The 24310-nt window shown below is 56.4% G+C and carries 19 protein-coding genes; 11 read left to right on the forward strand and 8 right to left on the reverse strand.

From position 1 onward, the window contains the following. Positions 1-45 precede the first annotated feature (45 nt). Both CGERO_RS06335 and CGERO_RS06340 read left to right on the forward strand, forming a co-directional pair. Entirely contained in the window at positions 46-1005 is a 960-nt protein-coding gene (locus CGERO_RS06335; RefSeq protein ID WP_123936004.1) for a PAC2 family protein, read from the forward strand. Positions 1006-1066: 61 nt separating this feature from the next. Further along, positions 1067-3607, forward strand: coding sequence for a DEAD/DEAH box helicase (locus tag CGERO_RS06340; RefSeq protein WP_123934290.1), 2541 nt, complete (start codon positions 1067-1069; stop codon positions 3605-3607). A gap of 47 nt (positions 3608-3654) precedes the next feature. On the opposite strand, the gene ahpD is transcribed toward CGERO_RS06340, so the two are convergent. Continuing rightward, a complete protein-coding gene (ahpD, locus tag CGERO_RS06345) occupies positions 3655-4179 on the reverse strand; it encodes an alkylhydroperoxidase, AhpD family (RefSeq protein ID WP_123934292.1) in 525 nt (174 codons plus the stop codon). After that, on the reverse strand, positions 4180-4776 hold the full coding sequence (locus CGERO_RS06350) for a peroxiredoxin (RefSeq protein WP_123934294.1): 597 nt from the start codon (positions 4774-4776) through the stop codon (positions 4180-4182). Positions 4777-4960: 184 nt separating this feature from the next. On the opposite strand from CGERO_RS06350, the gene CGERO_RS06355 reads away from it, so the two are divergent. Next, positions 4961-5899, forward strand: a complete 939-nt coding sequence (locus tag CGERO_RS06355) for a hydrogen peroxide-inducible genes activator (RefSeq protein WP_123934296.1) — start codon at positions 4961-4963, stop codon at positions 5897-5899. 103 nt (positions 5900-6002) lie between these two features. Here CGERO_RS06355 and CGERO_RS06360 read toward each other — a convergent pair whose 3' ends face one another. Continuing rightward, positions 6003-7031: a DUF7847 domain-containing protein gene (locus tag CGERO_RS06360; protein WP_123934298.1), complete on the reverse strand. Its 1029-nt coding sequence runs from the start codon at positions 7029-7031 to the stop codon at positions 6003-6005. Positions 7032-7175: 144 nt separating this feature from the next. On the opposite strand from CGERO_RS06360, the gene hrpA reads away from it, so the two are divergent. Beyond that, a complete protein-coding gene (gene hrpA, locus CGERO_RS06365; RefSeq protein WP_377016510.1) occupies positions 7176-11087 on the forward strand; it encodes an ATP-dependent RNA helicase HrpA in 3912 nt (1303 codons plus the stop codon). A 36-nt stretch (positions 11088-11123) separates the two neighbouring features. Here hrpA and nrdR read toward each other — a convergent pair whose 3' ends face one another. After that, positions 11124-11585: a transcriptional regulator NrdR gene (gene nrdR, locus CGERO_RS06370; protein ID WP_123934300.1), complete on the reverse strand. Its 462-nt coding sequence runs from the start codon at positions 11583-11585 to the stop codon at positions 11124-11126. A 52-nt stretch (positions 11586-11637) separates the two neighbouring features. Further along, a complete protein-coding gene (locus CGERO_RS06375; RefSeq protein ID WP_123934302.1) occupies positions 11638-11994 on the reverse strand; it encodes a hypothetical protein in 357 nt (118 codons plus the stop codon). A 317-nt stretch (positions 11995-12311) separates the two neighbouring features. Between CGERO_RS06375 and lexA the strand changes: the two genes are divergently transcribed. Then, positions 12312-13016, forward strand: a complete 705-nt coding sequence (gene lexA / locus CGERO_RS06380) for a transcriptional repressor LexA (protein WP_123934304.1) — start codon at positions 12312-12314, stop codon at positions 13014-13016. Between the two features lie 324 nt (positions 13017-13340). Beyond that, positions 13341-14126: a DeoR/GlpR family DNA-binding transcription regulator gene (locus tag CGERO_RS06385; RefSeq protein WP_123934306.1), complete on the forward strand. Its 786-nt coding sequence runs from the start codon at positions 13341-13343 to the stop codon at positions 14124-14126. Positions 14127-14184: 58 nt separating this feature from the next. Here CGERO_RS06385 and ptsP read toward each other — a convergent pair whose 3' ends face one another. Next, the gene (gene ptsP / locus CGERO_RS06390) at positions 14185-15882 is read right to left on the reverse strand and encodes a phosphoenolpyruvate--protein phosphotransferase (protein WP_123934308.1); all 1698 of its coding nucleotides are present in this window, start codon (positions 15880-15882) and stop codon (positions 14185-14187) included. 236 nt (positions 15883-16118) lie between these two features. Between ptsP and CGERO_RS06395 the strand changes: the two genes are divergently transcribed. The 4 genes from CGERO_RS06395 (at position 16119) to CGERO_RS06410 (ending at position 20462) form a co-directional block, all read left to right on the forward strand. Further along, positions 16119-16907, forward strand: a complete 789-nt coding sequence (locus CGERO_RS06395) for a DeoR/GlpR family DNA-binding transcription regulator (RefSeq protein ID WP_123934310.1) — start codon at positions 16119-16121, stop codon at positions 16905-16907. Next, positions 16904-17872 (forward strand): 1-phosphofructokinase family hexose kinase, encoded by a 969-nt coding sequence (locus tag CGERO_RS06400; RefSeq protein WP_123934312.1) that lies wholly within the window; start codon positions 16904-16906, stop codon positions 17870-17872. Before CGERO_RS06395 ends, CGERO_RS06400 begins: the two co-directional genes overlap by 4 nt. A gap of 20 nt (positions 17873-17892) precedes the next feature. Continuing rightward, positions 17893-19941: a PTS fructose transporter subunit IIABC gene (locus tag CGERO_RS06405; protein WP_123934314.1), complete on the forward strand. Its 2049-nt coding sequence runs from the start codon at positions 17893-17895 to the stop codon at positions 19939-19941. 254 nt (positions 19942-20195) lie between these two features. Then, entirely contained in the window at positions 20196-20462 is a 267-nt protein-coding gene (locus tag CGERO_RS06410; RefSeq protein WP_123934316.1) for an HPr family phosphocarrier protein, read from the forward strand. 75 nt (positions 20463-20537) lie between these two features. On the opposite strand, the gene CGERO_RS06415 is transcribed toward CGERO_RS06410, so the two are convergent. After that, complete coding sequence (locus CGERO_RS06415) at positions 20538-21824, reverse strand: uracil-xanthine permease family protein (RefSeq protein WP_123934318.1); 1287 nt, start codon at positions 21822-21824, stop codon at positions 20538-20540. 14 nt (positions 21825-21838) lie between these two features. Further along, positions 21839-23362 (reverse strand): GTPase HflX, encoded by a 1524-nt coding sequence (hflX, locus tag CGERO_RS06420; RefSeq protein ID WP_123934320.1) that lies wholly within the window; start codon positions 23360-23362, stop codon positions 21839-21841. 165 nt (positions 23363-23527) lie between these two features. Between hflX and CGERO_RS06425 the strand changes: the two genes are divergently transcribed. Beyond that, positions 23528-24280, forward strand: coding sequence for a hypothetical protein (locus CGERO_RS06425; protein WP_123934322.1), 753 nt, complete (start codon positions 23528-23530; stop codon positions 24278-24280). Positions 24281-24310: the final 30 nt, after the last annotated feature.

The raw sequence follows: 24310 nt of genomic DNA on the forward strand, positions 1-24310 counted from the left end.
GGAACTAGGCTGACATAAAGCACCATGACCAAGGAGGAGCCCCGCATGCAAGACGGCAATAATCGCATGTATGAGCTTGAATTTCCCGCGCCTGATGTGCGTGGCAATGCTCAAGATGGCCCCACGCTCATTGTGGCATTGGATGGATATGCTGATGCTGGCATGGCCGTGGACGCCAGTGCGGAACACTTGTTGAATGCTCTTGATCATCGCATGGTGGCTTCATTCAACAGCGACGAGTTGATCGACTACCGTTCCCGCAGGCCGGCCGTTGTCATCGAAAATGACAGCATCGCTAGCGCTCAAGACCTTAATTTGGAAATGCAGGTGCTCAAGGATGCCAACGGCAAGCCTTTTCTCTTGCTGTCCGGGCCGGAACCAGATTTGCGCTGGAACGCGTTCACTGAAGCGGTCGGCGATCTTGTGAAACGGTTCGGGGTGCAGAAAACTATCTGCCTTTATGCCGCGCCCATGACAGTGCCCCATACGCGTCCCCTGGTCGTTTCTGCCCATGGGAATGATCCTGAGTTGGTCGCAGACAATTTCCATCTAGATTCGCGAATCACCGTACCCGGTTCAGCCGCGTTGCAACTCGAACGCCTACTTCATGAGCAGGGTCGCGCGGTAGCGGGATTCACTGCCCATGTGCCGCATTATCTTTCTGCTTCGCCATACCCACAGGCCACTTTGAGCCTCTTGGAGACCATCGCGTCGAGCACCGGTTTGCGCTTCCCCCTTGGCAGTTTGGAACAGGACGCTCGCAAAGTCGCTGCACAGGTCGAAGAGCAGGTCGCAGGTTCCCGCGAGATCGAGGCGGTCGTATCCCAGCTCGAGCAACAATACGATGAGGAGCTTGAACGATACCGCGAGGCGAACCCGCAAGCGGTACTCCCCGGTGAGGGGAGAATTCCATCGAGTGAGGAATTGGGCGCGGAATTCGAGCAATTCCTCGCACACCTCGATGATCGTTCGCTAGACCCGGGCGAAGAGGACTCTTCTGAATAGCAGAGTCCTGTGAGGCTCGTGGGGCGTCGAAAAGCAAGCAAAGAGGGTAACCTTTGGGCTTGTGACTCTCACCGACTTGCTGCCAGACTTGGACGAAGTACCTGCATCGCTGCTCGACGAGTCGATATTCGATGCCTTTTTGGCTTGGACGCGCCAGAAAGGCATCAACTTGTACCCGGCCCAAGAAGAAGCCGCTCTCGGCGTTCTCGCCGGCGACCACGTTATCTTGTCCACCCCTACCGGTTCGGGCAAATCCATGGTGGCAATTGCAGCGCACTTCATCGCCATGGCTCGTGGGCGCCGTAGCTTCTACACCGCACCGATCAAGGCTCTGGTGAGTGAGAAATTCTTCTCGCTCTGTGAGGTATTCGGAGCAGAAAATGTCGGCATGATGACGGGTGATGCCACCGTGAACGGCTCCGCACCCATCATCTGCGCAACGGCTGAGATCGTTGCAAACATCGCGCTGCGCGACGGCATACGAGCCGACATCGATCAAGTGGTCATGGATGAATTCCACTACTACTCAGAGCCAGATCGCGGATGGGCATGGCAAGTGCCGTTGCTGGAACTTGAACGAGCCCAATTCGTCCTAATGTCAGCAACGCTCGGCGATACGCAATTTTTGGTCAACGACCTCGAATCAAGAACACCACGCACCGTCACCGAAGTCGGAGGCAGCACCCGCCCGGTGCCTTTGGAATTCAACTACGTCTATACCCCCGTGCATGAAACAATTGAGGAGTTGCTTCAACACGGCAAAGCCCCCGTCTACGTCGTGCACTTCTCTCAACGCGAAGCCATCGAACGAGCACAATCGCTGCTCAGCCTCCAGATGTGCACCGCCGAAGAACGGGAAAAAATTGCCGAAGAAATCGGATCCTTCAAATTCACTACTACCTTCGGCCGCACATTATCGAAAATGCTCCGCCGCGGCATCGGCGTACACCACGCTGGCATGCTGCCGAAATATCGACGCTTGGTGGAAAAACTCTCCCAGACCGGATTGCTCAAAGTAATCTGTGGCACCGACACCTTGGGCGTTGGCATTAACGTCCCCATCCGTACTGTACTTTTCACGGGTCTAGCCAAATTCGACGGCCACAAGCAACGTATTCTCGCCTCCCGCGAGTTCCATCAGATCGCCGGGCGTGCTGGCCGAGCCGGATACGACACGGTCGGCTATGTGGTGATCGAGGCGCCAGAACACGAAATCGAGAATTGGCGCTTACGACAACGCGTTGGGCAAGACCCCAAAAAACTGAAGAAGCTGCGGAAAAAATCGGCCAGGGATGGCGAGGTCACCTGGGGTGAAAAGACTTTCGCGCGGCTGATGGAAGCTGAACCGGAAAACCTGCAGAGCCAGTTCCAGATGTCTAATTCCATGTTGCTCAACGTCATCGCGCGGCCTGGCGACGGTTTTGCGCACCTGCGCAACTTGCTACGCAAGAATCACGATCCACGCGAAAAACAGAACGCGGACATTCTCATTACGATCGAGCTGCTCCGGGGTCTCGTGGCGGCAGGGATCGTGGAACGCCTCGACGAGCCCGATCCCAGTGGACGAACCTATCACCTTACCGAGGATCTTCAGCGCGATTTTGCGCTCAATCAGCCACTCGCGCCCTTCGCCGTTGCTGCCCTAGAGTTGTTGGACAAGGAATCGGAAACGTATGAATACGATCTGATCAGCGTTTTTGAGGCAATCTTGGAGGATCCCCGTCAACTGCTGATCGCACAGCAGAAGGCCGCGCGCTCAGAAGAGATCGCGGCGTTGAAAGCCGACGGCGTGGACTATACCGAGCGCATGCGAATTGTAGAGGACATCACCTGGCCCAAGCCCCTGGAGGAGCCACTCGAGCAAGCATTCGAGATTTATGCCAAAGGCCACCCGTGGGCAAAAGAATTTGAACTTCGCCCGAAATCCGTGGTGAGAGACATGCTGGAAAAGGGCATGACCTTCAGCGATCTGGTGGCCACATATCAACTTGCTCGTGCCGAAGGCGTGATTCTTCGCTACCTCAGCGATGCATGGCGTACCCTTCGCCACTCTATACCCGGCGAGTTCCAGACCGAGGAATTAGAGGAGATTGTTGAGTGGCTTGGCGAATTGATCAAGCAGGTGGATTCTTCGCTTGTCGACGAATGGGCGCAGATGGCAGATCCAGACGCGCCCATTGATGAGGCGACACTACAGCGTGAACTCGCATTCGGTGTGGAAGATCCCGATGCTCTTTCGGCGAACCCACGCGCCCTGGCCGTCATGGTCCGCAATCTCATGTTTAAAGCCGTCCGTATGTTTGCCTTTGAAGAAGAAGACGCCTTCGCAGAAACTTTCAACTACCTCGACGTCACACCTGACATCGGCGCCGCGCTCGACGCGTACTTCGATGAATACGATGACGTGGATCTTTCAGCCGATGCCCGAGGCCCCGAATACTTCATGCTCGATCGCAGCAATCCCCGTGCGTGGGGTGTGAGGCAAATTATCAAAGACCCAGAAGACGATCACGCCTTTGCTTTTGTGGGCGTGGTGGATCTGGACGAAAGTGATAAGGCTGGCGAGGTTAAGCTGTCTCACCTGGAGATTCAAGGCGCATAGCAAAAGGCACCCGCTCCCACAGCGAGTGCCTTTTGACGTCGAAAAGCTTAGCGCGCAGCTTCGATTTCCACGGCCTGGGCTACGCCCTGGACAGTCGCGGCAATCTTGACTGCTTCGAAGATCTGCTCCTTAGTCAAACCCTCGTTGCGTACGGTCTTTTCGTGAGCAATGGTGCAGTGCTCACAGCCATTGATGGAGGACACGGCGAGTGACCACAGCTCGAAGTCGACCTTCTCCACGCCGGACTTCGCAATGATGTTCATGCGCAGGCCCATCTTGACCTGTGCGTAATCATCGCCGAGCCAGCCCTTGGCGCGATAGGCGACGTTGTTCATTGCCATGATGGAGGCGGAACCGAGCGCGGCGTTGAAGGCTTCTTCGCTCAGGTGATCCTTGGCCTCCTCGGCAACCTCGGAGAAGACAGCCTCGTTGCGAGTTGCTGCAGCGGTAGCGAGGAAGGTGCCCCAGAGCTGCTGCTCAGAAAGCTCGGTGGAGCGAGCCAGCGTGCCGAGGTTGAGCTTGAGATCCTTCGCGTACTCCGGGAGTCCGGACTTCAGATTATCCAAAGACATTTACTTCAAACCTTCCTGCAGCTCGGAGAACTTGTCGATGTTCTTGGTGGGATCGTTCTTCTGCCAGTTGCAAGCGCAGACTTCCTCGGACTGCAGTGCGTCGAGCACGCGCAGCACCTCGTCAACGTTGCGCCCAACGGCGTCGGGGGTCACGGAAACGAACTGGATAATGCCATCGGGGTCGATGATGAAGGTTGCGCGGTCAGCGACGCCTTCAGCGTTTTCAACACCCAGTGCACGGATGAGCTCGTGCTTGATGTCGGAGAACATCGGGAAAGGCACGTCCTTGAGCTCGGGGTGGGTTGCACGCCAGTTGAAGTGCGCAAACTCGTTATCGATGGAGCCACCGAGGATCTGGGTATCACGATCCTGGAATTCCTCATCCAACTTGCCAAAGGCAGCGATTTCGGTGGGGCACACGAAGGTGAAGTCCTTCGGGTAGAAGAAGACAACCTTCCACTTGCCCTCAAACTTGTCCAGGGACACCTCTTCAAAGTAGTCCTCAGGCTGCGAAGCATTCACATTGTGAAGATCGCCGCCTTTGAGCGCGGTGAGGTTGAACTCGGGGAACTTGTCGCCAACGGTCAAAATTGCCATGGGGTCCTCCATTAAGGATTGTGTTCGTGTGATCCAGCGGCCTTTGTCTCAAACGAGGTGTAGTGCCTTTCTGCAGCACTTCCTCTAAACGTATGAAACTTTCAATGGCCTGAAACTGATTATGCAACACAATCACCAACTCGTCAATATGACTTTCTTTCCAAGGTGTTGCTAACCTATAAACATGAGTTATAAAGAGTATCGCCCCACTCTCGCGCAACTCCGCACTTTTGTGACCATCGCCGAAACAAGGCACTTCGGCGCGGCAGCAGCGAAACTCTCCATCTCTCAGCCATCGCTCTCCCAAGCACTCGTGGCGATCGAGAGCGGCTTAGGCGTGCAACTCATTGAGCGTTCCACTCGCCGAGTCATCGTGACACCGGTTGGCGAAACCCTACTCCCCTACGCAAAGGCGACACTCGACGCAGCGGACCTTTTCATGGCCCATGCCCACGGCGCCGTGGGCACCCTCTCGGGGAAACTCACCATCGGCATGATTCCCACCATTGCCCCGTATATCCTGCCCGAATTGTTGGCACTCATCGAGCAGGAGTATCCAGATCTCGAACTGAAAATCATCGAAGATCAGACGGACCACTTGACGCAGATGTTGCGCGATGGCCAGCTCGAATGCGCAGTATTGGCGCTACCTATCGAAGACACCAACTTGGCCCAGTTGTCGCTTTACAGCGAAAACTTCCACATGGTGATCAAGAAGGATCACCCCTTCGCCGGGCGTGAGGATCTAGGCCTGGAAAGCTTGCGGGACGTCGATCTGTACTTGCTTGACGACGGCCATTGCCTCCGCGACCAAATCGTCGACCTCTGCCGCCAGGTGGACGTCAATCCGAAAAACTCCCGGAATGCTGAAACACGCGCAGCAAGCCTGACCACCGTCATTCAACTCGTTGGCGCCGGCCACGGCGCTACCCTCATCCCGGAAAGCGCGTTGAGCGTTGAATGCGAGCGCCCTGGGGTATCCACTGCAAGCTTTGCCCCCGAAGTGACAGCGCAACGCCAGGTGGGCCTGGTGTATCGTGCCTCCGCTGCCACCCGCGAAGAAGAATTTGGCAAGCTCGGAGCACTCATCAGCTCTGCCTTCCAGCGCACCATCGCCCACTGAGTCTCTTTCTGACGAAACCACCGGCATAACTCAAGCCGAAAAAGCCTGCCTTCCGTAACGAGAGGCAGGCTTTTGAGTGTGTCGCCGGAGTGCAACGGCGATGCTAGTTCATCTCAGGTACGGCACCACCGGAAATCTGACGGTACATAAACGCCGTAGCATTGTAATTCTGAACCAGCGTCACAATGGAGCCGACACCGCAGGTGAAAAGAGTCACCACGGCTCCGGCCAACCCGTTGAGAATGACAAAGCCAATGACCTGCCAGAAGTTGGCTCGACCATGCTGCCACGCTGCTTTCAGGGCTTCACCGAGACCAACGCCGTGTTCTGCAGCGTAATAAGCACTGAAAGTGCTCACCGGGACCACCAGCAGGCTCAATACAATGCCAGCGAGAATGCCAACCAGCAGAAGAATTCCCTGCAGCATGGAGAAGGATCCACCATCATCAACCAACATCATCAGCAAGCCGGCGATCAGCACCGGCACGATGAACGCTACGCCGCCGATGATCGAAGAGACGATGGAGGTGATGAGGGTCTTCCCGTACTTGCCCTTCGCTACCGTGCGTTCACCACCGATTACACCACCATCTACCTGTGCCACCGCCATGGCGATCAGGATGGGAGTAACCAAGATCATCGCCAAATAGATGATGACGTTGAGCATCTGCGACTTCCAAAGGTAGTCAACACTGAACTCGAATTGTTCTGCTCGGGTTGTCGCGGACGTGCCATGGGATACCAGGTCAAGGAGGAAGGGCACGATCACCATGATGAAGGCCAAGCCAACGCCCCACAGCAGCCAGGGATTGGCGCGCTTGAACACGATGGTGTAGCCGTACTTCACCGGGTTCCACACGGAAACATCGCGGACAGGTTCAACCATCGCGACGTTCAAATCTGGATGAACTTTCATGTTCAGTCCCGCTTGATCATACCCCGGCTGGAAGCCGCCAGGAGTTGGCTGACCATAGGGATTCTGCCCGTAATCCGGTGCGCTCGGGTACTGCGGAGGTTGTTGACTTCGGCCAAAATCCGCGTCGTCTTCGGGATGGTTGGATGGTGGGTACGGGCGGAACTCATCGCCACCTTCACCGGCACCGGGGTACTGATTGTCGTTGTGATCGCTCATTGTGCTCCTTAGATTTCGCTAGAGGGAAACGATGCCACCAGAGGGGTTCTTACGCAGTGACTTGTTCCCCGATCATAACAATCGAGCTATTGAGGCGTCGATGAACAATTTGACAGGAGGTGAAAAGCGGTAACATGCACTGCGATGAGTAGAGCACGCCAACGCCCCGCGCCAATCCCCGAGCACATCACCAAGCTTATGGATCAAGCGCCCTATGCTGACCTGCCTCGTTTCCGTGCACGTCTGCGTAAGGCGCGCTCGCCACATGCCTTTGAAGCCATTGCCAAGGATTTAAAGACGTCCTGTGAAGTGGTGAGGGCTCGCGAGTCCCAGATCGGCCACTTTACTTTTCCCGAGCAGCTGCCAGTTTCAGCCTTCCACGATGAGCTTTTCGACGCCATCGCTGCCAACCAGGTAGTGATTATCGCCGGCGAAACTGGTTCGGGTAAGACCACGCAGATTCCGAAGATCTGTCTCGAACTCGGGAGAGGGCGTCGTGGCCTCATTGGTCATACGCAGCCGCGTCGACTAGCCGCCAGGACCGTGGCTGAAAGAATTGCCGAAGAACTTGATCAGGAAATCGGTCAAACCGTTGGCTATGCCATTCGCTTTGATGATCGAGTTTCCGAATCCACCGCAATTAAACTGATGACCGATGGCATTTTGTTAGCCGAAATGCAACGCGACCGAATGCTTCGTGCCTACGACACCATCATTATCGACGAAGCGCACGAGCGCAGCCTCAACATTGACTTTCTCCTGGGCTACCTCAAACAATTGCTGCCACAGCGCCCTGAGCTCAAGGTGATTATCACTTCCGCGACAATTGATCCTGAACGTTTTGCCCGGCACTTCAGCGACGCATCGGGGAACCCCGCCCCCGTCATCGAAGTGTCCGGCCGAACCTATCCGGTAGAGGTGCTCTACCGACCATTAGAGGTACAGCAGGGCGAAAAGATATATGACGTCGATCCGCTCGACGGACTAATCGCCGCGCTCAAAGAGCTCATGAGTTACGGCGATGGCGATATTCTCTGCTTCTTCGCTGGCGAATCGGATATTCGCGAAGCCATGGAAATGATTGAGAAGCAGCGCTGGAAAGGCGTTGAAGTCACACCCCTATTTGGCAGGCTGTCTAATCAAGAGCAACATCGCGTATTCAAGCCGCACGCTGGGCGCCGTATCGTGTTAGCCACCAACATTGCAGAAACTTCTCTCACCGTGCCCGGCATCCACTACGTAGTAGACACCGGCTATGCGCGCATCTCGCGGTATTCAACGCGAACGAAGGTGCAACGGCTGCCAATCGAACCTATCTCCCAAGCAAGTGCGAATCAACGTTCGGGTCGTTGCGGCCGTGTGGCCGATGGCGTTGCTATCAGGTTGTACTCCGAGCAGGATTTTCTTTCCCGCCCAGAGTTCACTGATCCGGAGATTCTTCGAACCAATCTGGCTCAAGTCATTCTTCGGATGGCCTCGCTCAAGCTCGGCGAAATTCAAAATTTTCCCTTCCTTCAAGCCCCGGATACAAAGTCCATTCGCGACGGCTTGCTTTTGTTGCATGAGCTCGACGCACTCGAGCAGCACGATGCTCAGCAACCAGTCCTCACGCCAATTGGTCATCAACTGGCGCGCATACCCCTTGATCCCCGCATGGCTCGCATGCTCATCGAGGCCGAAAAGCTCGGCGTGTTGATGGAAGCCTACGTGGTGGTAGCGGCGTTAACCATCCAGGATATTCGGGAACGCCCCCTGGAATTCCAGGCGCAAGCCGATCAGAAACACGCTCGTTTTAACAACAAGCGCTCCGATTTCCTGACCATGTTGAACCTCTGGCGCTACGTTCGAAGCCAACGTTCCCAGCTCAGTGGCAATGCGTTCAAAAAACTTCTGCAATCCGAGTACCTGCATTACATGCGCACCCGAGAATGGTTCGATCTGGTGCGCCAACTCAGAAACATCGGTGACCAATTGGGCTGGCGCGATGTTTCGGACTTGGCAGCAAAAACTGATGAAGATTCGCTGCATATCTCGCTCCTCGCTGGCCTGCTTTCGCACATTGGCGTACGTGATGGCGAAAGCCGCGAGTATCGAGGCAGCAGAAACACGCGTTTCGCGATCTTCCCTGGCTCTGCCGTTGCCAAAGCCAAGCCGGAATTTCTCATGGCTGCAGAAATGGTCGAGACGTCGCGGCTTTGGGCTCGCGACGTAGCCGCCATCAATCCGCAATGGGTGGAAAAACTCGGCCATAACTTACTTAAACACCAATATTCTGAGCCTTTTTGGTCGAGCAAGCGCGCGCAACCAATGGTGCACCAGCGTTCCACGCTCTATGGTGTCCCGATCATTGAAGATCGGATCATCGGATACGCGCAGGTGGACAAATCTGCCGCCAGAGACATGTTTATCCGCGAGGCATTACTGGCTGGCAACTGGAACACGCATCACAAGTTCTTTGAACAGAATCAGCAGCGCCTCATGGAGGCCGAAGAGTTAGAGCAGAAAGCGCGGCGTCGCGACATCGTTGTGGACGAAGAGACACTCTTCGCCTTCTATGACGCCAAGTTGCCAGAGCGTATTACTTCCGGGCGCCAGTTCGACCACTGGTGGAAAAAGTATCGCAGCAAAGACCCAACCTTCCTTGACTTCGATCCTCGCAACCTCGTGGCCGAGCACGCTGCGGAAATCACCGAAGATGCGTTTCCGGACATATGGCGTCAGGGATCCTTAGATTTCTCACTGAGCTATCAGTTTGAGCCCGGCCAACCCCGCGATGGCGTTACAGTCGAAATTCCGGTGCCCATGCTAGCCAGCGTCAACGAGGAGGGATTTGATTGGCTTGTGCCTGGTCTACGTGCTGAGCTCGTCCAGTCTTATATTCGCACTTTGCCGAAAGCTAGTCGACGCAGCGTAGTCCCCGCCCCGGAGTTCGCAGCCAAGGCGCTACCGCTGCTGCACCCTTACGAGGGTCCACTCGCAACGCAGCTGGCGCAGGCGCTGCGGAAAATTGGCGGAAGCGGGATCAACGCTGAGGACTTTCAGCCCTCAAAGCTCCCTGATCATCTCAAGATCAGCTACGCGGCGGTTGATCGTCGTGGGAAGATTATCGATTGGGACAAAAACCTCAGCGCACTACAGCAACGCCAGCGCCAAAAGGTGCAATCGTCAATGTCAAAGGCGGCGCAGCGTTCGGAATCACCCGCAGTCAAAGCGTGGACCATGGATAGCCTCGGGGAGCTCGAGGACGAAGTGCTCACCAACGTTGAGGGCCAACAAGTAGTGGGATATCCCACCCTGGTGCGCACCGCCGACGGCCTGCAGAAGAAGGTTGTGCCGACAAAGGCGCAGGCTGAAACTCAGCTCTTCGCCACCACCCTGACAATGTTGTCCCAAGATCTTCCGCAAGCCTCGAAGGGCGCGGTCAATGGCCTTCCACTGCGCCAGCGCGTTGCTGTGGAAAAGTACCCGCACGGTGGCGTGCAGGGTTTGCTCCGTGATGCTCGTATCGCGGCTATCCGCGACCTCATGGTTTCGCATGGAGGCCCACAGCGTAACCCCGATGCCTACAAAGCGCTGAAGGAGAACATCCGACCCGAGCTTCCCGGTGCAATCCGAAAGAGCGTGGTGGTGATGGCGCCAGCGATCGCCGCCTATCTGGATACTCTTGCCACCCTTGAGCAATGGGAGGGCCCAGCAATTGATGATATCCAACGTCAGATGAAGCAGATGTTGCCTGAACATGCTGTGACAAAATTGGGAGCCGCGCGGCTTCGGCACATTCCGAGATTCTGCAAGGCAATTGAGTTGCGCTTGGAGGACCTAGTGCTCGCGGGCGAGCGCGATGCGCAACGGCAAGCTGTGGTCAATGGCTTAGAAGCTCGACTTGCCAAAGTGATCCAGAAGCGCGGTGACAAGCGACCAATTCCAGCTAAGACGTTATATGAGCTTCAATGGCAGCTTCAGGAGCTACGGGTGAGCCTTTTCGCTCAACGCCTCGGCACCGCACAAACGGTATCTGAACGAAAGATCCAAAAAGCGATAGAGAACCTGCGCTAGAAACAATCCTTCGCAGGCTCTCCGCAGGCGCGACTGCTACTCCCAGCTTTGCCGTTCTTGGCGACGCATGGTGCGGATCTCTTTTTCAAAATCTTCCGCACTTTTGAAAGATTTATACACCGATGCGAAACGGAGGTACGCAACCTCGTCGAGCTTTCGCAGGGGTTCAAGAATTGCCTCGCCAATCTTATGGGCTTCGATTTGCGAACTCGCGATTTTTCTAACCGCTTCTTCAACGTCCATGGCGAGTTCCTTGAGGTCGTCGTCGCTGACGTCCCTGCCCTGGCACGCACGGCGCACACCCACCACGACCTTTTCACGACTGAAGGGTTCGGTTACACCTGAGCGTTTAACCACAAGCAACTGTGCCTTTTCGACTGTGGTGAATCGCCCCTCGCATTCGGAGCATTCACGCCTTCTGCGGATTGCTGATCCAGCGTCCACAACGCGGGAATCAATGACACGCGAATGGGCATTTCTGCAAAACGGACAGTGCACAGTGGCAGCCTCCTCAATTACCCCGTGGTATGTACGCTATCTCTCAGCCAATTTAGCGCGTGAAACCATCTACCGATGAAACGACCTGTTGTGGATGTTGGGGAACAGTGTGGTGCTCCCCTTGGGCTGCCGCGTACACACTCAGCGCCATGAAAACCCCAAGACTCGAGCCAAGGATGAGCTTCTTCGCCGTATCCTTCATGCCCAATTCGCCTGAATCATCTCCACGCGGGGGCAGACGATCAGGAGAACCAGCATGTTGGAGCGTTCTGACATTGCGAACGCGCTTCGTAGGCGAGCCAGCAAAAGTAGACGTGGAAATATCCCACACCTGCGCAGGTTCGGTAACGGTAGCCCTAGCCTGCAGCATTGTGCTGTTGGAGCCTCGGCGGATGGTGTGGAGCGTCATGATTTCCTTTCATCGAGCAAGAAACCTCTGCGTTGATCGTTGCTTTTAGGTGTAACAAGCGACCCGGAAGCACGATCCCGAATAGGTTCCATGTTTTAGCGCACTTGTTCTAACGTTCACTTGTTCGAATTATGCACTCGAACATGTTCGAGGTCAAGTGTCTGCAGAACATTGAGGTGAATGCGTCGATTTTCGAACATATGTAGCGCCATGTTTTCCACTGGGTTATGGTTAATGGGGAGTTATCCAACGCAACGACACGATCACCAAAGAACAGCAAAGATTTCCAATTCAGGCAACACTCCAGAAAGGCCGCAATGACTTCGAGCGCTCAGGACAAATCTAAAACCGAACTCTCCAAACGCCAGCAGAAGATTCTGCACGTTATCGAATCCGCCATTATCGATCGTGGCTTCCCGCCCACTATTCGAGAGATCGGTGAGCGCTGCGGGTTGAAGTCAACCTCTTCGGTGGCTTATCAATTGAGCTGCCTGGAGGAAAAAGGGTTCTTAAGGCGCGACGCGAATAAGCCTCGCGCGGTGGAAGTGCGTAACCCCCACAGCGGCAAGCGAACAGCCTCTGCAAAGTTGCCACACCGTGAAGATGCCGGACTGGAATCTTCCGATCACCCCGTGGATGTCCCACAATCGACCATGGTGCCCCTGCTGGGACAAATTGCTGCTGGTTCCCCCATCACCGCAGAGGAAAATCTAGCGAGTTACTACGCCCTTCCGGAGGATCTGGTGGGGCAAGGCGAGCTCTTCATGCTTACAGTCAACGGTGATTCCATGAAAGATGCGGGCATTTTCGACGGAGATCTAGTGGTAGTGCGTTCTCAAAAGGAGGCAAATCTAGGCGATTACGTCGCCGCCATGATCGACGGCAGCGCTACCGTCAAAGAATGGCACCGTGACGCTTCCGGAGCCTATTCTTTGATGCCGTGTAACGAAGACTACGACCCCATCCCGGCTGACGATGCTGAGCTCATGGGAAAGGTGGTAACCGTACTGCGTCGCATCTAAGCTCCGCCTTCACAACAATCACCCCCGGACGCAAAGGGTTGTTCTACTTGAAAAGTGCGCTAACCCACCCCCAACCTGGGGGTGTCTGTTTTACACGAAGACTGTCGATATAGATCACATAAACAAACACGAATCAAGCCATACGCGGGAATTTCATGCCCAATTTGCACGATTTCATGTCCGTTCTTCCCCAATTCGCGCCCGTTCTCTGTGTTTTTTAATGGCATTTAGTGAAAGAATGTGGTTTATAGGGTGTTTACCAGCACCGCTGCAGCACTCGAACACACTTCGTAGTGCTTTTTGCTTTTGTTTGAAAGGACCAGAATGTATTCGGAGGAACGTCGCCGACAAATTGCTTCCCTCACAGCCGTGGAAGGCCGCGTTAATGTCACTGAGTTGGCGTCACGCTTCGAAGTCACCGCGGAGACAATTCGACGAGATCTCGCAGTTCTTGATCGTGAGGGCGTCGTGCATCGGGTACACGGCGGAGCCGTTGCAAATCAGACGTTCCAGACCACTGAGTTCAGCCTCGACACCAGAGCACGGTCAGCGTCCGGAGCCAAAAACAGTATTGCTCATGCGGCTCTTCGCTATCTTCCAGATATGCAGGGCGGCATGTTTCTCGACGCCGGTACAACGACTGCAGCACTCGCAGACCTCATCTGCGTGCAGCCAGCGGCGAAACACTGGTCGATCGTAACGAATAGCCTTTCCATCGCGTTGACACTCGCCAATGCAGGTCTCGATGAAATCCAGCTTCTAGGCGGCAGTGTCCGTGCTATCACCCAGGCCGTCGTCGGAGATACCGCACTTCGCGCGCTCGCTCTGATGCGCGCAGACGTTGCTTTCATCGGCACGAACGCATTGACACTCGATCACGGTCTATCCACCGCTGATTCCCAGGAGGCCGCCATTAAATCGGCGATGATCACTAACGCTCACAAGGTTGTCGTGCTGTGTGACTCCACGAAAATGGGAACCGACTATCTTGTGAGTTTCGGCTCTATCGACGACATCGATGTCATTGTCACGGATGCCAACGCCCCCGAATCTTTTGTCAAGGCATTGCGTGAACGCGATGTGGAAGTGATCATCGCGAATCCCTCCTAATTCAACGAGCTAAAAAGTGCCCGTCCCACTTTTGGGGCGGGCACTTTCGCTGTTGCGGTTAGGCCGGTTGGATGACGTTGCGCACAGCCGCGCGAGCCTCGGTAGCTCCCTCAGCATCCAGCGCTGCTGCTGCAGCCCGCTTACACGTATCCAGATCCACGGAAGCAAGCTGCGCACCAACACCAGCGATTGCGGTGGACGCAGCGGACAGGGAGTTCACCCCTAGGCCGGTCAACACGCATGCGAGCAGCGGATCCGCTGCAGCTTCACCACATACACCAACAGCAGTGTTGTACTTCTTGCCCTCCTTGCAGGTGTGCTCGATCAATCGAAGCACCGCTGGCTGCCAAGGATCGGTCAGGTAGGCAAGCTGCGGGGACATACGATCAGCCGCCATGGTGTACTGAGTCAAGTCATTCGTACCGATCGAAACAAAGTCGAGGTGAGGCATCAATTTGTCTGCCATCAAGGAAGCCGCAGGAACCTCAATCATGGCTCCAGCGGTCAGACCACGCTCGGCACACAAACCAGCGAACCACTTGGCTTCGCGTGCAGTAGCCACCATCGGTGCCATGACCCACGTGGGGGCATCATCGCCGCGACCGAGTTCTTCGGCGGCTTGAGCGACGGCATCCAATTGGCGAGTCAGGAGCGCTTCGTTCGCACGGGCCACACGCAGACCGCGAACGCCGAGGGCGGGGTTCATCTCGTCGGCCATCGATGCGAATGGGACTGGCTTGTCAGAACCGGCGTCGAGGGAACGCACCACAACCTTTGAGGTCGGAAATTGCTCGAGGACCTTCTTGTACACCTCGGCCTGCTCGGAAACGCTCGGTTCCTCGGTAGCAGTGAGGAAGCAAAGCTCCGTACGGAACAAACCAATGCCTTCTGCCTGGCTCTGCGTAGCTGCGATGCGCGCAGCTTTGCCGTCTTGCACGTTAGCGAGGAGCTGTACCTTATGGCCGTCCTTCGTTTGCGCAGGACCACGCCACTGGGCGATGCGCTCGGCGAGCATCTTGGATTCTTGCTCCGCTGCACGGGCGGTATCGGGATCAGCGCCGAGCGTTACGGTTCCAAGTGCGCCGTCGACCATGACAGGCTCGCCGGCCGTAATCTTATGCACCTTCTCCCCGACAGCCACGATGCAGGGCACGTTGAGCTGGCGAGCAATGATTGCGGTGTGGCTCGTGGGGCCACCCAACTCAGTCACGAGGCCAACGAAGTATTCAGTGTTGAGCGCGGCGGTGTCTGCAGGGGAAAGATCATCGGCAAACAGGACAACTTGCTCGTCAACCTCGGGCAAGCCGGGTTCTTGTTCACCACGGAGTTCAGCAATGACGCGGTCGCGGATGTCGCGCAGATCTGTTGTGCGCTCTGCCATCACGCCACCTGCCGCTTCAAACATGGTGACGAACTTGGTGGTGGCGGCCACCACAGCATAGTCAGCGGGATGACCACCCTTGATGCCCTTTTGCACTGCCTTGCGCCAGCCTCGGTCGTTGACCATACCGGCGGTTGCCTTTAGCACCTCGGACGCTGCACCTTCGGCCTTTTCCGAACGCTCTTTGAGCCGTTGCGCAACAGCGTCGGCGGCGGAGGTGAAGCGAAGCTGTTCGGCTTCACGCTGAGATTCTTCGATTACTGCACCGGCTTGGGGAAGCTCGGGGCGTGGACTGATCCAAACTGCCTTGGCGTATCGAACGCCGGATACGACCGCCGTACCCTTAATTACAGTGTCATTGCTCACATTTTTCAATGTGGGTCACCTATCCTCACAAAACGTAGGGTGTTTCCATCTACATCACCACAAAAGCCACAATCCCGCAACTAAAACAACGCCGAATTGTTGACATTCGGAAGTAAACGGAAATAGAATTTGGGTTTAAACCAACATTTTTGGTTTTGGGTTCGGGAAACCACACTGTTCCTCTTAAAAACCCACAATTCGGGCGTTGATCTCGCACAACCAACGTCAAACAAAAGAAGGTGAACATGGCCACAGCCGCGCAGGTAGCACAGCGCCAGGCGCATATTTCGGCGTTGGCGAACTCCCTGAGCCACGTCACGGTTGAACAGCTCGCCCAGCAATTCGGCGTGACGCAGGAAACCATCCGCCGCGATCTTAATCATCTTGAGTCTCAAGGAATGTTGCGCCGCATACACGGCGGCGCCGTGCCCACTCAACAAGTCGAAAGTAATGCACCCGCAGCGCCCCGGGCAGTCGATCCGGACATGAGCTTAAAACAATCAATCGCCCAAGCGGCTCTGGAGTTTCTGCCCAGACCCAACGCGGAGATATTCATTGATGCAGGTACAAGCGCGGAAGTTTTCGCGGGTGTGCTCGCTCGAAATTTCCTCGGACAGCGGTGGAGCGTGGTCACAAACTCTCCGGTTGTGGCAGGAACCGTTTCTTCAGCTGACATCCCAAACGTCAATGTTCTCGGTGGGACTGTCAGTGGCCACGGCCGTGCCATGAGCGGCGAGCTGACGTTGAGAAATCTCAGCCGCTTAAAGGCAGACATCGCTTTCCTTGGCACGAATCACTTGGGCAGTGACGCAACCCTGGCCACAAGCGATCCTGCACTTGCAGAAGTCAAGAAGGCCATGATTCAACGAAGCAAGTTCGTTGTCATCCTGGCAGACTCCAGCAAACTGCGGGCGGCGGCGCCGGTTACTTTCGCCCACTTCAGCGACATTGACGCGCTCGTTACAGATAAACCTTTGCCCAGATCCTTGGCAGAACAATTTTTAGCCTCCAACACCAAGGTGGTACTCGCATGATCCTAAGTCTCACCCCAAACCCCAGCATCGACACAACGTTGTCGTTACCTCGCTCATTGGAGAGGGGCGTGGTGCATCGCGTCGATGACACGCACAATGCCGCGGGCGGCAAGGGCGTTAACGTTGCCTTGGCGGTTCACAGAGCGCAGCTTCCAGTGCTTGCCCTTTTCCCAGCGGCGGCGGATGATCCGTTCACTCACCTGGTGAAAAACACTGGAATGCCCTTCTCCTTTGTTCCCCTGCACGGCCCGGTGCGCGTGAATACCGCTGTCACGGAGCCTGATGGCACCACCACCAAACTTAATGGCCGGGGTCCCACACTCAATGCCGAAGAATTAGCTGCGGTGGAAACGTCCTTGCTCAACACCGTCGAGCAGGCCCAGTGGATAGTGCTAGCAGGGTCTCTCCCGCCGGGGGCGCCATCAGATTGGTACACGCAGATCGTCGAAAAGCTCAAAGAGCAACACCCTGAGATTTCTATTGCCGTAGATACCTCCGATGGACCACTGGAGAATCTGGGACGCAATCTTGAAAGGGCTGCACCAACACTGATCAAACCGAACGCTTTTGAGCTCGGCCAACTCAGTGGTCTCGACGGTGCACAGCTCGAACGAGATGCGGAACGTGGTGAACTCGGCAAGGTCATTGAAGCAGCACAGACGTTGCTTGAGCGCGGGTTAGAGCAGGTGCTCGTAACACTCGGCGCTGCTGGAGCTGTGCTCGTGACGCAGACCGATGCTTGGGTGGCCACTCCCCCGCCGATCAATGTTGCATCCACCGTTGGTGCCGGAGACTGCACACTCGCTGGTTACCTCATCGGGCTCAGCAAAGGGGAAGACCATTGCGCTGCTCTCAAACGTGGTGTCGCTTATGGTTCGGCAGCCACCTCGCTTCCAGGCACTTCGATTCCCTACCCCGATCAAATCGATCTTCCCCGCACGAAAGCCTCAAGGCTATCCCTCTAATCCATAAAGGAGTGGACGACATGTCTCAAGATGTGATCACCACACGACTCATCCGCCTCGACGCGGATCTCGGCACAACGCCGGACGAGGTTATCCACGGGCTCGCGCACGTGGTAGCCCACGCCAACCGGACCGACAATCCAGGGCAGCTCGCCGCCGACGCCCTGGCACGGGAATCGAAATCCCCCACTGGAGTTCCAGGAGGCATCGCTATTCCTCACTGCAGGTCAGCAGCCGTCACGGTACCGACGCTAGGTTTTGCGCGCCTCCGTCAAGCTGTGGACTTCGGTAGTAAAGATGCCAACGCCGACTTGGTGTTCCTCATTGCTGCACCGGACGGTGGCGGAAAGGAACATCTGAAGCTGCTCTCGAAGCTCGCACGCGCACTGGTGCGCCAAGACTTCGTGCAGTCCCTACGCGATGCCGAATCTGAGGAAGCAGTCTTGGCCTTGATCAACGACGTGTTAGGCACCAACCCTTCCGATAACAAGCAGGCAGCATCCACCGCCGCGAAAGCATCGAGCACTGACGCTGAAGCAGTACGAATCCTGGCCATTACTGCCTGCCCAACCGGCATCGCACACACCTACATGGCCGCCGACGCACTCAGCCAAGAGGCCGCCAAAATGGATGGGGTACACCTGGACGTTGAAACCCAAGGGTCCTCTTCCGTAACTCCTTTCCCAGCCGCGGTGGTGGACAGAGCACAAGCGATCATCTTTGCCACGGATGTTGGAGTGAAAGACCGCGAGCGCTTTGCGGGATTGCCCGTGATCGAGTCGGGTGTGAAACGCGCGATTCAAGAGCCCAGGACCATGCTGGAGGAAGCAGTCGCAGCCGCCAAGGATCCAGCGGCGCGGCGTGTGCCAGGGGGTGCCACAACCACCTCCGGCACGGAAAATTCCCAAGCGTCCGAAGGTTCGCAGGGACTAAGTACTGCCAAGAAACTCCAGCAGGCAGTGATGACTGGCGTGTCCTACATGGTGCCATTCGTAGCTGCTGGTGGCTTGCTCTTGGCTCTCGGCTTCCTCATCGGCGGCTATGACATGGCTAATGGCTGGAAGGTGCTTGCTACCGAATTCTCCTTAGGCAATCTTCCCGGGCACGATGTCAACATCGACGGCTCGATGGTTCACTTCGACCGCGCTGGCCTGGCCCTCTATCTGGGGGCTGTGCTGTTTGCCACCGGCCAAATGGCGATGGGCTTCATCGTTGCTGCATTATCCGGCTATATCGCCTATGCCCTAGCAGGTCGGCCCGGAATCGCCCCTGGTTTCGTGGGCGGTGCGGTTTCAGTGCTCGTCGGCGCTGGTTTCATCGGGGGCCTGGTCACCGGCCTACTCGCGGGCGTGCTCGCAGCCTGGCTGGGGCAGCGCAAGGCCCCCCGGGTCGTCGCTTCACTCATGCCAGTAGTGATTATCCCGCTGCTCACATCGTTGCTGGTGGGGCTGATCATGTTCTTGCTTTTGGGTCGTCCTCTGGCAGGTATCATGACCGGGCTGCAAGATTGGTTGTCCTCGATGTCCGGATCTTCGGCAGTATTGCTCGGCGTGATCCTGGGACTCATGATGTGCTTCGACCTCGGTGGCCCCGTGAACAAGGCGGCTTATCTTTTTGCCACCGCTGGACTTTCCACCGGTGATGAAGCCAGCATGAAGATCATGGCTGCCGTGATGGCGGCCGGAATGGTGCCCCCTATCGCGCTTTCGATTGCCACTTTCATACGCAAGAGCCTCTTTACTCCCGCTGAACAGGAAAATGGCAAATCTGCATGGCTCCTGGGGCTCTCCTTCATCTCGGAAGGCGCTATCCCGTTCGCTGCGGCTGACCCACTGCGCGTGATCCCATCGATGATGGCAGGTGGTGCCGTCACCGGCGCCTTAACTATGGCAACAGGCACCATGTCTCGAGCACCACACGGCGGCATCTTTGTCAGCTTCGCTATCAGCCCGCTGTGGGGTTTCCTCATCGCGTTGCTCGCCGGCACTATTACTTCCTCAATCTTGGTGATCCTTGCAAAGCAGATGTGGCCAAATAAGGCCCTACAACTGGCTCGCAACGCGGGTTAGTCAAACTGAACCCGAACACACAAGGCCATCGTGATGCAGGCAATAACATGATGTGACGCATCCGTTGGCCTTTGCGTGGCGAAAGTTGGCGTCACATCCTAGAATCGGACATAGATTTTTGTTCGGACGTTTTTACGGACACGGTTTCGCCCGTTTCTCCGGCCAGCGCGCCGTTCAAGAAAGCAAAGTTTTCGTTAACATCGGCTCCAGGCACACAAACGTTGTGTCGTTGCCCAAGGAAAGGAATTCCAATAATGGCTTCCAAGACTGTCGTGGTCGGCTCCGCTGTCGGCCTGCACGCTCGTCCCGCCTCCATCATCGCCGAAGCCGCCGGCGAGTACGACGATGAGATCTTCCTGAGCATCGAAGGTGGCGACGACGATGAGACCGACGCTGCTTCTTCGCTGATGATCATGGCACTTGGCGCTGAAAAGGGCGACAAGGTCACCGTGACCTCTGATAACGCTGAGGCAGTAGAGAAGATCGCTGCGCTGATCGAAAAGGATCTCGACGCAGAGTAATCCAGGCCAGCACTTTTAGGCTTTTCGACGCCCACGTCACCATATCTGGCGTGGGCGTCTTGGCGTATCTGCCCCTTACCAGCGAGCGTTAGCACCCTCACCGACATGGACATAAAGCCACTTCAGCACTGGATAGCCCACGATAATGCCAACCGAGCCCCACGCGATGCCTTCCAGCTCAATGCTGCCGACGTGCAAGGTGAGATTACCAATGCCAGCAATCAACGCCACTGCCGCTGCGGTTAAATTCACAGGATTGTTGAAATTGACACGATTGTCCTGCCAGATACGAATACCGAGCATGCCAATCAGGCCGTACAGCACCATCGCTGCCCCACCGAGTACTCCCTGAGGAATGGTGAAGATGAGCGCCCCAAACTTCGGGATGAACGCCAGTACCACTGCCGTGAGCGCTGCGATCCAATAAGCTGCCGTGGAGTACACGCGAGTGGCTGCCATCACGCCGATATTTTCAGCGTAGGTTGTGGTACCCGAACCACCGAAGCCACCTGCAAGTGTGGTGCCAATACCATCGGCGATTAGTGCATCACCGGCCAAGTCATCCAGGTTCCGACCCGTCATCTCGCTTACTGCCTTTACATGGCCGACGTTTTCCGCGATCAACACGATCACCACTGGTAACGTGATCAGGATCGCCGACGCCGTGAATTCAGGTGTGTGGAATTGCGGCAACCCGATCCATTTGGCCGCTGCGACGGTGTCGCTGGCGCCTTCCGCGAGATTGCCGCTGATAGCAGCGAACACCCAGCCGATGACCACGCCAATTAGGATCCCAAGCCGCGCGAGCATGCCGCGGCCGGCAACCGTGATGAGCAGAATCGAAAACATGGTCACGCCCGCAACCAAGGGCTGGGATTGGAAATTTCCAACCGCAGCGGGAGCGAGGTTTAAGCCGATGAGTGCCACGATGGCACCGGTGACTGCCGGTGGCATTACCAAATCCAAGACACGCTTGCCGGCCTTCTTCACGATCAGACCAACTGCGATTAGCGCCAAACCGGCGGCCACAACGCCACCGAGCTGCACCGCAATGCCCTGGCCTTGTGACGCCATGAGGGGCGCAATAAATCCGAAAGAAGATCCGAGATAGGAAGGCAGACGGTTCCTGGTCACCAACAGGAAGATCATGGTGGATATGCCAGAGAACAACAGTGTGGTGTTCACCGGGAATCCGGTCAAAGTGGGCACCAATAAGGTGGCGCCGAACATCGCAATGACATGTTGCATGCCAATTCCAATGGTGCGCGACCAACTTAGGCGTTCCTCGGGCGCGACCACCGCGCCGGGAGCAATTGTCTTTCCATCACCGTGCAGGGTCCAACCCCATGAAGAGCTACTCACGAGGCTGTATTGTTCTAGCTCACGGTGAATTCCTGCAACTCAGCTGCCAGAGATTGTGGCAGGCGAACGTCGATGAGGGTACCCGACTCCGAGTATTCCTCATTGAGCACGGTGCCTTGTACATGCACGCGCGAAACTATATCGCCACGTGTGAACGGCACCATGAGCTGCACATGTGCATCCAAGCTGTTGAGAAAGAGTTCTACCCGGGCCTCGAGTTCCGCTATGCCTTCGCCAGTTTTTGCAGAAACAAACACGACGTCGTCAAGCGCATGGCGCAGCTCCGCCAACACAAGCGGGTCCGCCTGGTCGATCTTGTTCACCACAACGATCTCCGGCGGTGCGGGCACATCAAGTTCGCGAATAATATCGGTGACCACACCGTTTACCGCCTCAATCTGCTTCAAAGGGAAGGGGTCGGATCCGTCAACCACATGCAGTACTAGGTCAGCTTCCACAACTTCTTCGAGGGTGGAGCGGAAAGCTTCCACAAGCTGGGTTGGCAGGTGACGAACAAAACCGACGGTGTCGGTGAAGACGACCGCGCGGCCGTCGGCAAGCTCAGCTTTTCGGGTGGTGGGATCAAGCGTGGCAAAAAGCGCGTCCTCAACCAGCACCCCGGCGCCGGTCATAGCGTTGATGAGCGAGGACTTCCCTGCGTTGGTGTACCCGGCGATGGCGATTTGCGCGATGGTGGATTCACGGCGACGTGATCGTTTGACTTCTCGGGCGGTTTTCATGCCCTGGATTTCTTTGCGCAGCTTTGCCATGTCGGAGCGCAAGCGGCGACGATCCGCTTCGATTTTGGTTTCGCCGGGCCCACGCAGACCCACGCCACCATTTGAACCCGCACGTCCACCGGCCTGGCGTGACAGCGCCCCACCCCAGCCGCGCACTCGTGTGATGAGGTATTCCATCTGGGCAAGCGAGACCTGCGCCTTGCCTTCCTTGGATTTCGCGTGTTGGGCGAAGATATCGAGGATAAGCATGGTGCGATCAATAACTTTGACGTCGAGGGCCTTCTCGAGCGCGATCATCTGACCGGGGCTGAGCTCGCCATCGCACACGACGGTATCGACGCCGGTGGAGGCGACAATATCGCGAAGCTCCGCTACCTTGCCGGAGCCGATATAGGTGCCCGGATCTGGCTTATCTCGCTTTTGGTAGAGCATCTCCACCACTTCCGAACCGGCCGTTTCAGCCAAAGCTGCGAGTTCATCCATGGTCGCCTCGATTTCGGCAGTGGTGCCTTGAGTCCAAACACCCACAAGGATTACGCGTTCAAGGCGGAGCTTTCGGTATTCCACGTCATAGCCGTCATCCTGATCCGTGGCGTGGATCGTGGACCCGCGAGAAAGCCTGCGCAAGGAAGATCGAGCCTCGAGGTCGAGCTCACCCACCGTCGGCGTTTCGTTGGATTCGGGGGTTAAGAGCCCGGATTGGTCTTCGCCAGGATCCTCCAGGGGCTTCGTGGGGCGGTGATCGTGAAAAGCTTGGTTCAATAAACGCTCTACGGCGTCGGGTGTGTTATTCGTCATCGTTGTTCACCATTGTTTCATGCGCGATGGGCTCCTGGCTAGACTCCGTGCGCACTGTTCGCTGCAAACGAACAGGAACGAGAGTGGAAACCGCATTTGATCCTCGAATTTCCGCAATGGGGTGGCGTTTTTCCACGACTGCACCCGGGGCTAAACTTGAACACTATGAGCACAGACCTGCAAAGCATTGGCATGAATTTTCCTCAGTGGCAGGACGCGGTGGAAGCCGCGATCGCCACTGACCGACTAACGGTAACCGGAGAGGTTCGCGGCGGTCAGCTTATTCAGTATTCCGACGATTCAGGTGCACAAATCAACATTTTGGCCGTAGAGCCTTTCGCCACTTTCGCCGGCTTCGCTTCCATCACGAAGTGCTTTGCTCACATTTCGATGATCGACGATGTGTTGGCGCTGTGCCAGGTCATCGATTATAACGATCAGGAAGTCGCGCTCCTCACTCTCAATCTCGCTCAGGGCCCTTTGCTTATCGACGAACCCGAGCAGCGTTGGCAGGAGTTGGGCGTCACCGCTTTAGCGTTCGATGTCACCACGTATCCATCGGTCGAGGCTTTTGAACAGGCCACGGGATCGACCCCCGGTACTTTTTCTTCAGCTGGCGCTCAGGTGATCATGAGCGGCGATGGATCCAAGGTGCCCGATGCAGCGGCGACGTTTAGTGCCCGTGTGCTCAGCGCAGGTGTGCGAACCAACGCTTTGACGAGCGAAGATTTCGTGCACGTCACCGTCGATGGTGGCTTCCCCTACGACGTATGTATGCCCATGAGTGCGGGCGTACCGGAGCGCGGGAGCGTAATTGCGGGCCGGGCGGTCATGACAGGTTTCGTCGCGGCACCCGCAGGCGGAGGCTGCGGTGGTGGTAGCTGTGGCAGCGGTGGATGTGGCTGTGGCGGTCACTAGATCGGCTGCGCAGGATTGAACCGCAGCGGC

The organism is Corynebacterium gerontici, from assembly GCF_003813985.1.
GTDB classification, from domain to species: Bacteria; Actinomycetota; Actinomycetes; order Mycobacteriales; family Mycobacteriaceae; genus Corynebacterium; species Corynebacterium gerontici.

Coding starts and splice junctions, on each gene's coding strand:
- CGERO_RS06375 (WP_123934302.1), bottom strand. CDS start 11,994: ATGACGCTCCACACCATCCGCCGAGGCTCCAACAGCACAATGCTGCAG.
- CGERO_RS06395 (WP_123934310.1), top strand. CDS start 16,119: ATGGCCACAGCCGCGCAGGTAGCACAGCGCCAGGCGCATATTTCGGCG.
- lexA (WP_123934304.1), top strand. CDS start 12,312: ATGACTTCGAGCGCTCAGGACAAATCTAAAACCGAACTCTCCAAACGC.
- CGERO_RS06410 (WP_123934316.1), top strand. CDS start 20,196: ATGGCTTCCAAGACTGTCGTGGTCGGCTCCGCTGTCGGCCTGCACGCT.
- CGERO_RS06425 (WP_123934322.1), top strand. CDS start 23,528: ATGAGCACAGACCTGCAAAGCATTGGCATGAATTTTCCTCAGTGGCAG.
- CGERO_RS06385 (WP_123934306.1), top strand. CDS start 13,341: ATGTATTCGGAGGAACGTCGCCGACAAATTGCTTCCCTCACAGCCGTG.
- CGERO_RS06400 (WP_123934312.1), top strand. CDS start 16,904: ATGATCCTAAGTCTCACCCCAAACCCCAGCATCGACACAACGTTGTCG.
- hrpA (WP_377016510.1), top strand. CDS start 7,176: ATGAGTAGAGCACGCCAACGCCCCGCGCCAATCCCCGAGCACATCACC.
- CGERO_RS06355 (WP_123934296.1), top strand. CDS start 4,961: ATGAGTTATAAAGAGTATCGCCCCACTCTCGCGCAACTCCGCACTTTT.
- CGERO_RS06350 (WP_123934294.1), bottom strand. CDS start 4,776: ATGGCAATTTTGACCGTTGGCGACAAGTTCCCCGAGTTCAACCTCACC.
- CGERO_RS06360 (WP_123934298.1), bottom strand. CDS start 7,031: ATGAGCGATCACAACGACAATCAGTACCCCGGTGCCGGTGAAGGTGGC.
- hflX (WP_123934320.1), bottom strand. CDS start 23,362: ATGACGAATAACACACCCGACGCCGTAGAGCGTTTATTGAACCAAGCT.
- CGERO_RS06335 (WP_123936004.1), top strand. CDS start 46: ATGCAAGACGGCAATAATCGCATGTATGAGCTTGAATTTCCCGCGCCT.
- CGERO_RS06405 (WP_123934314.1), top strand. CDS start 17,893: ATGTCTCAAGATGTGATCACCACACGACTCATCCGCCTCGACGCGGAT.
- ahpD (WP_123934292.1), bottom strand. CDS start 4,179: ATGTCTTTGGATAATCTGAAGTCCGGACTCCCGGAGTACGCGAAGGAT.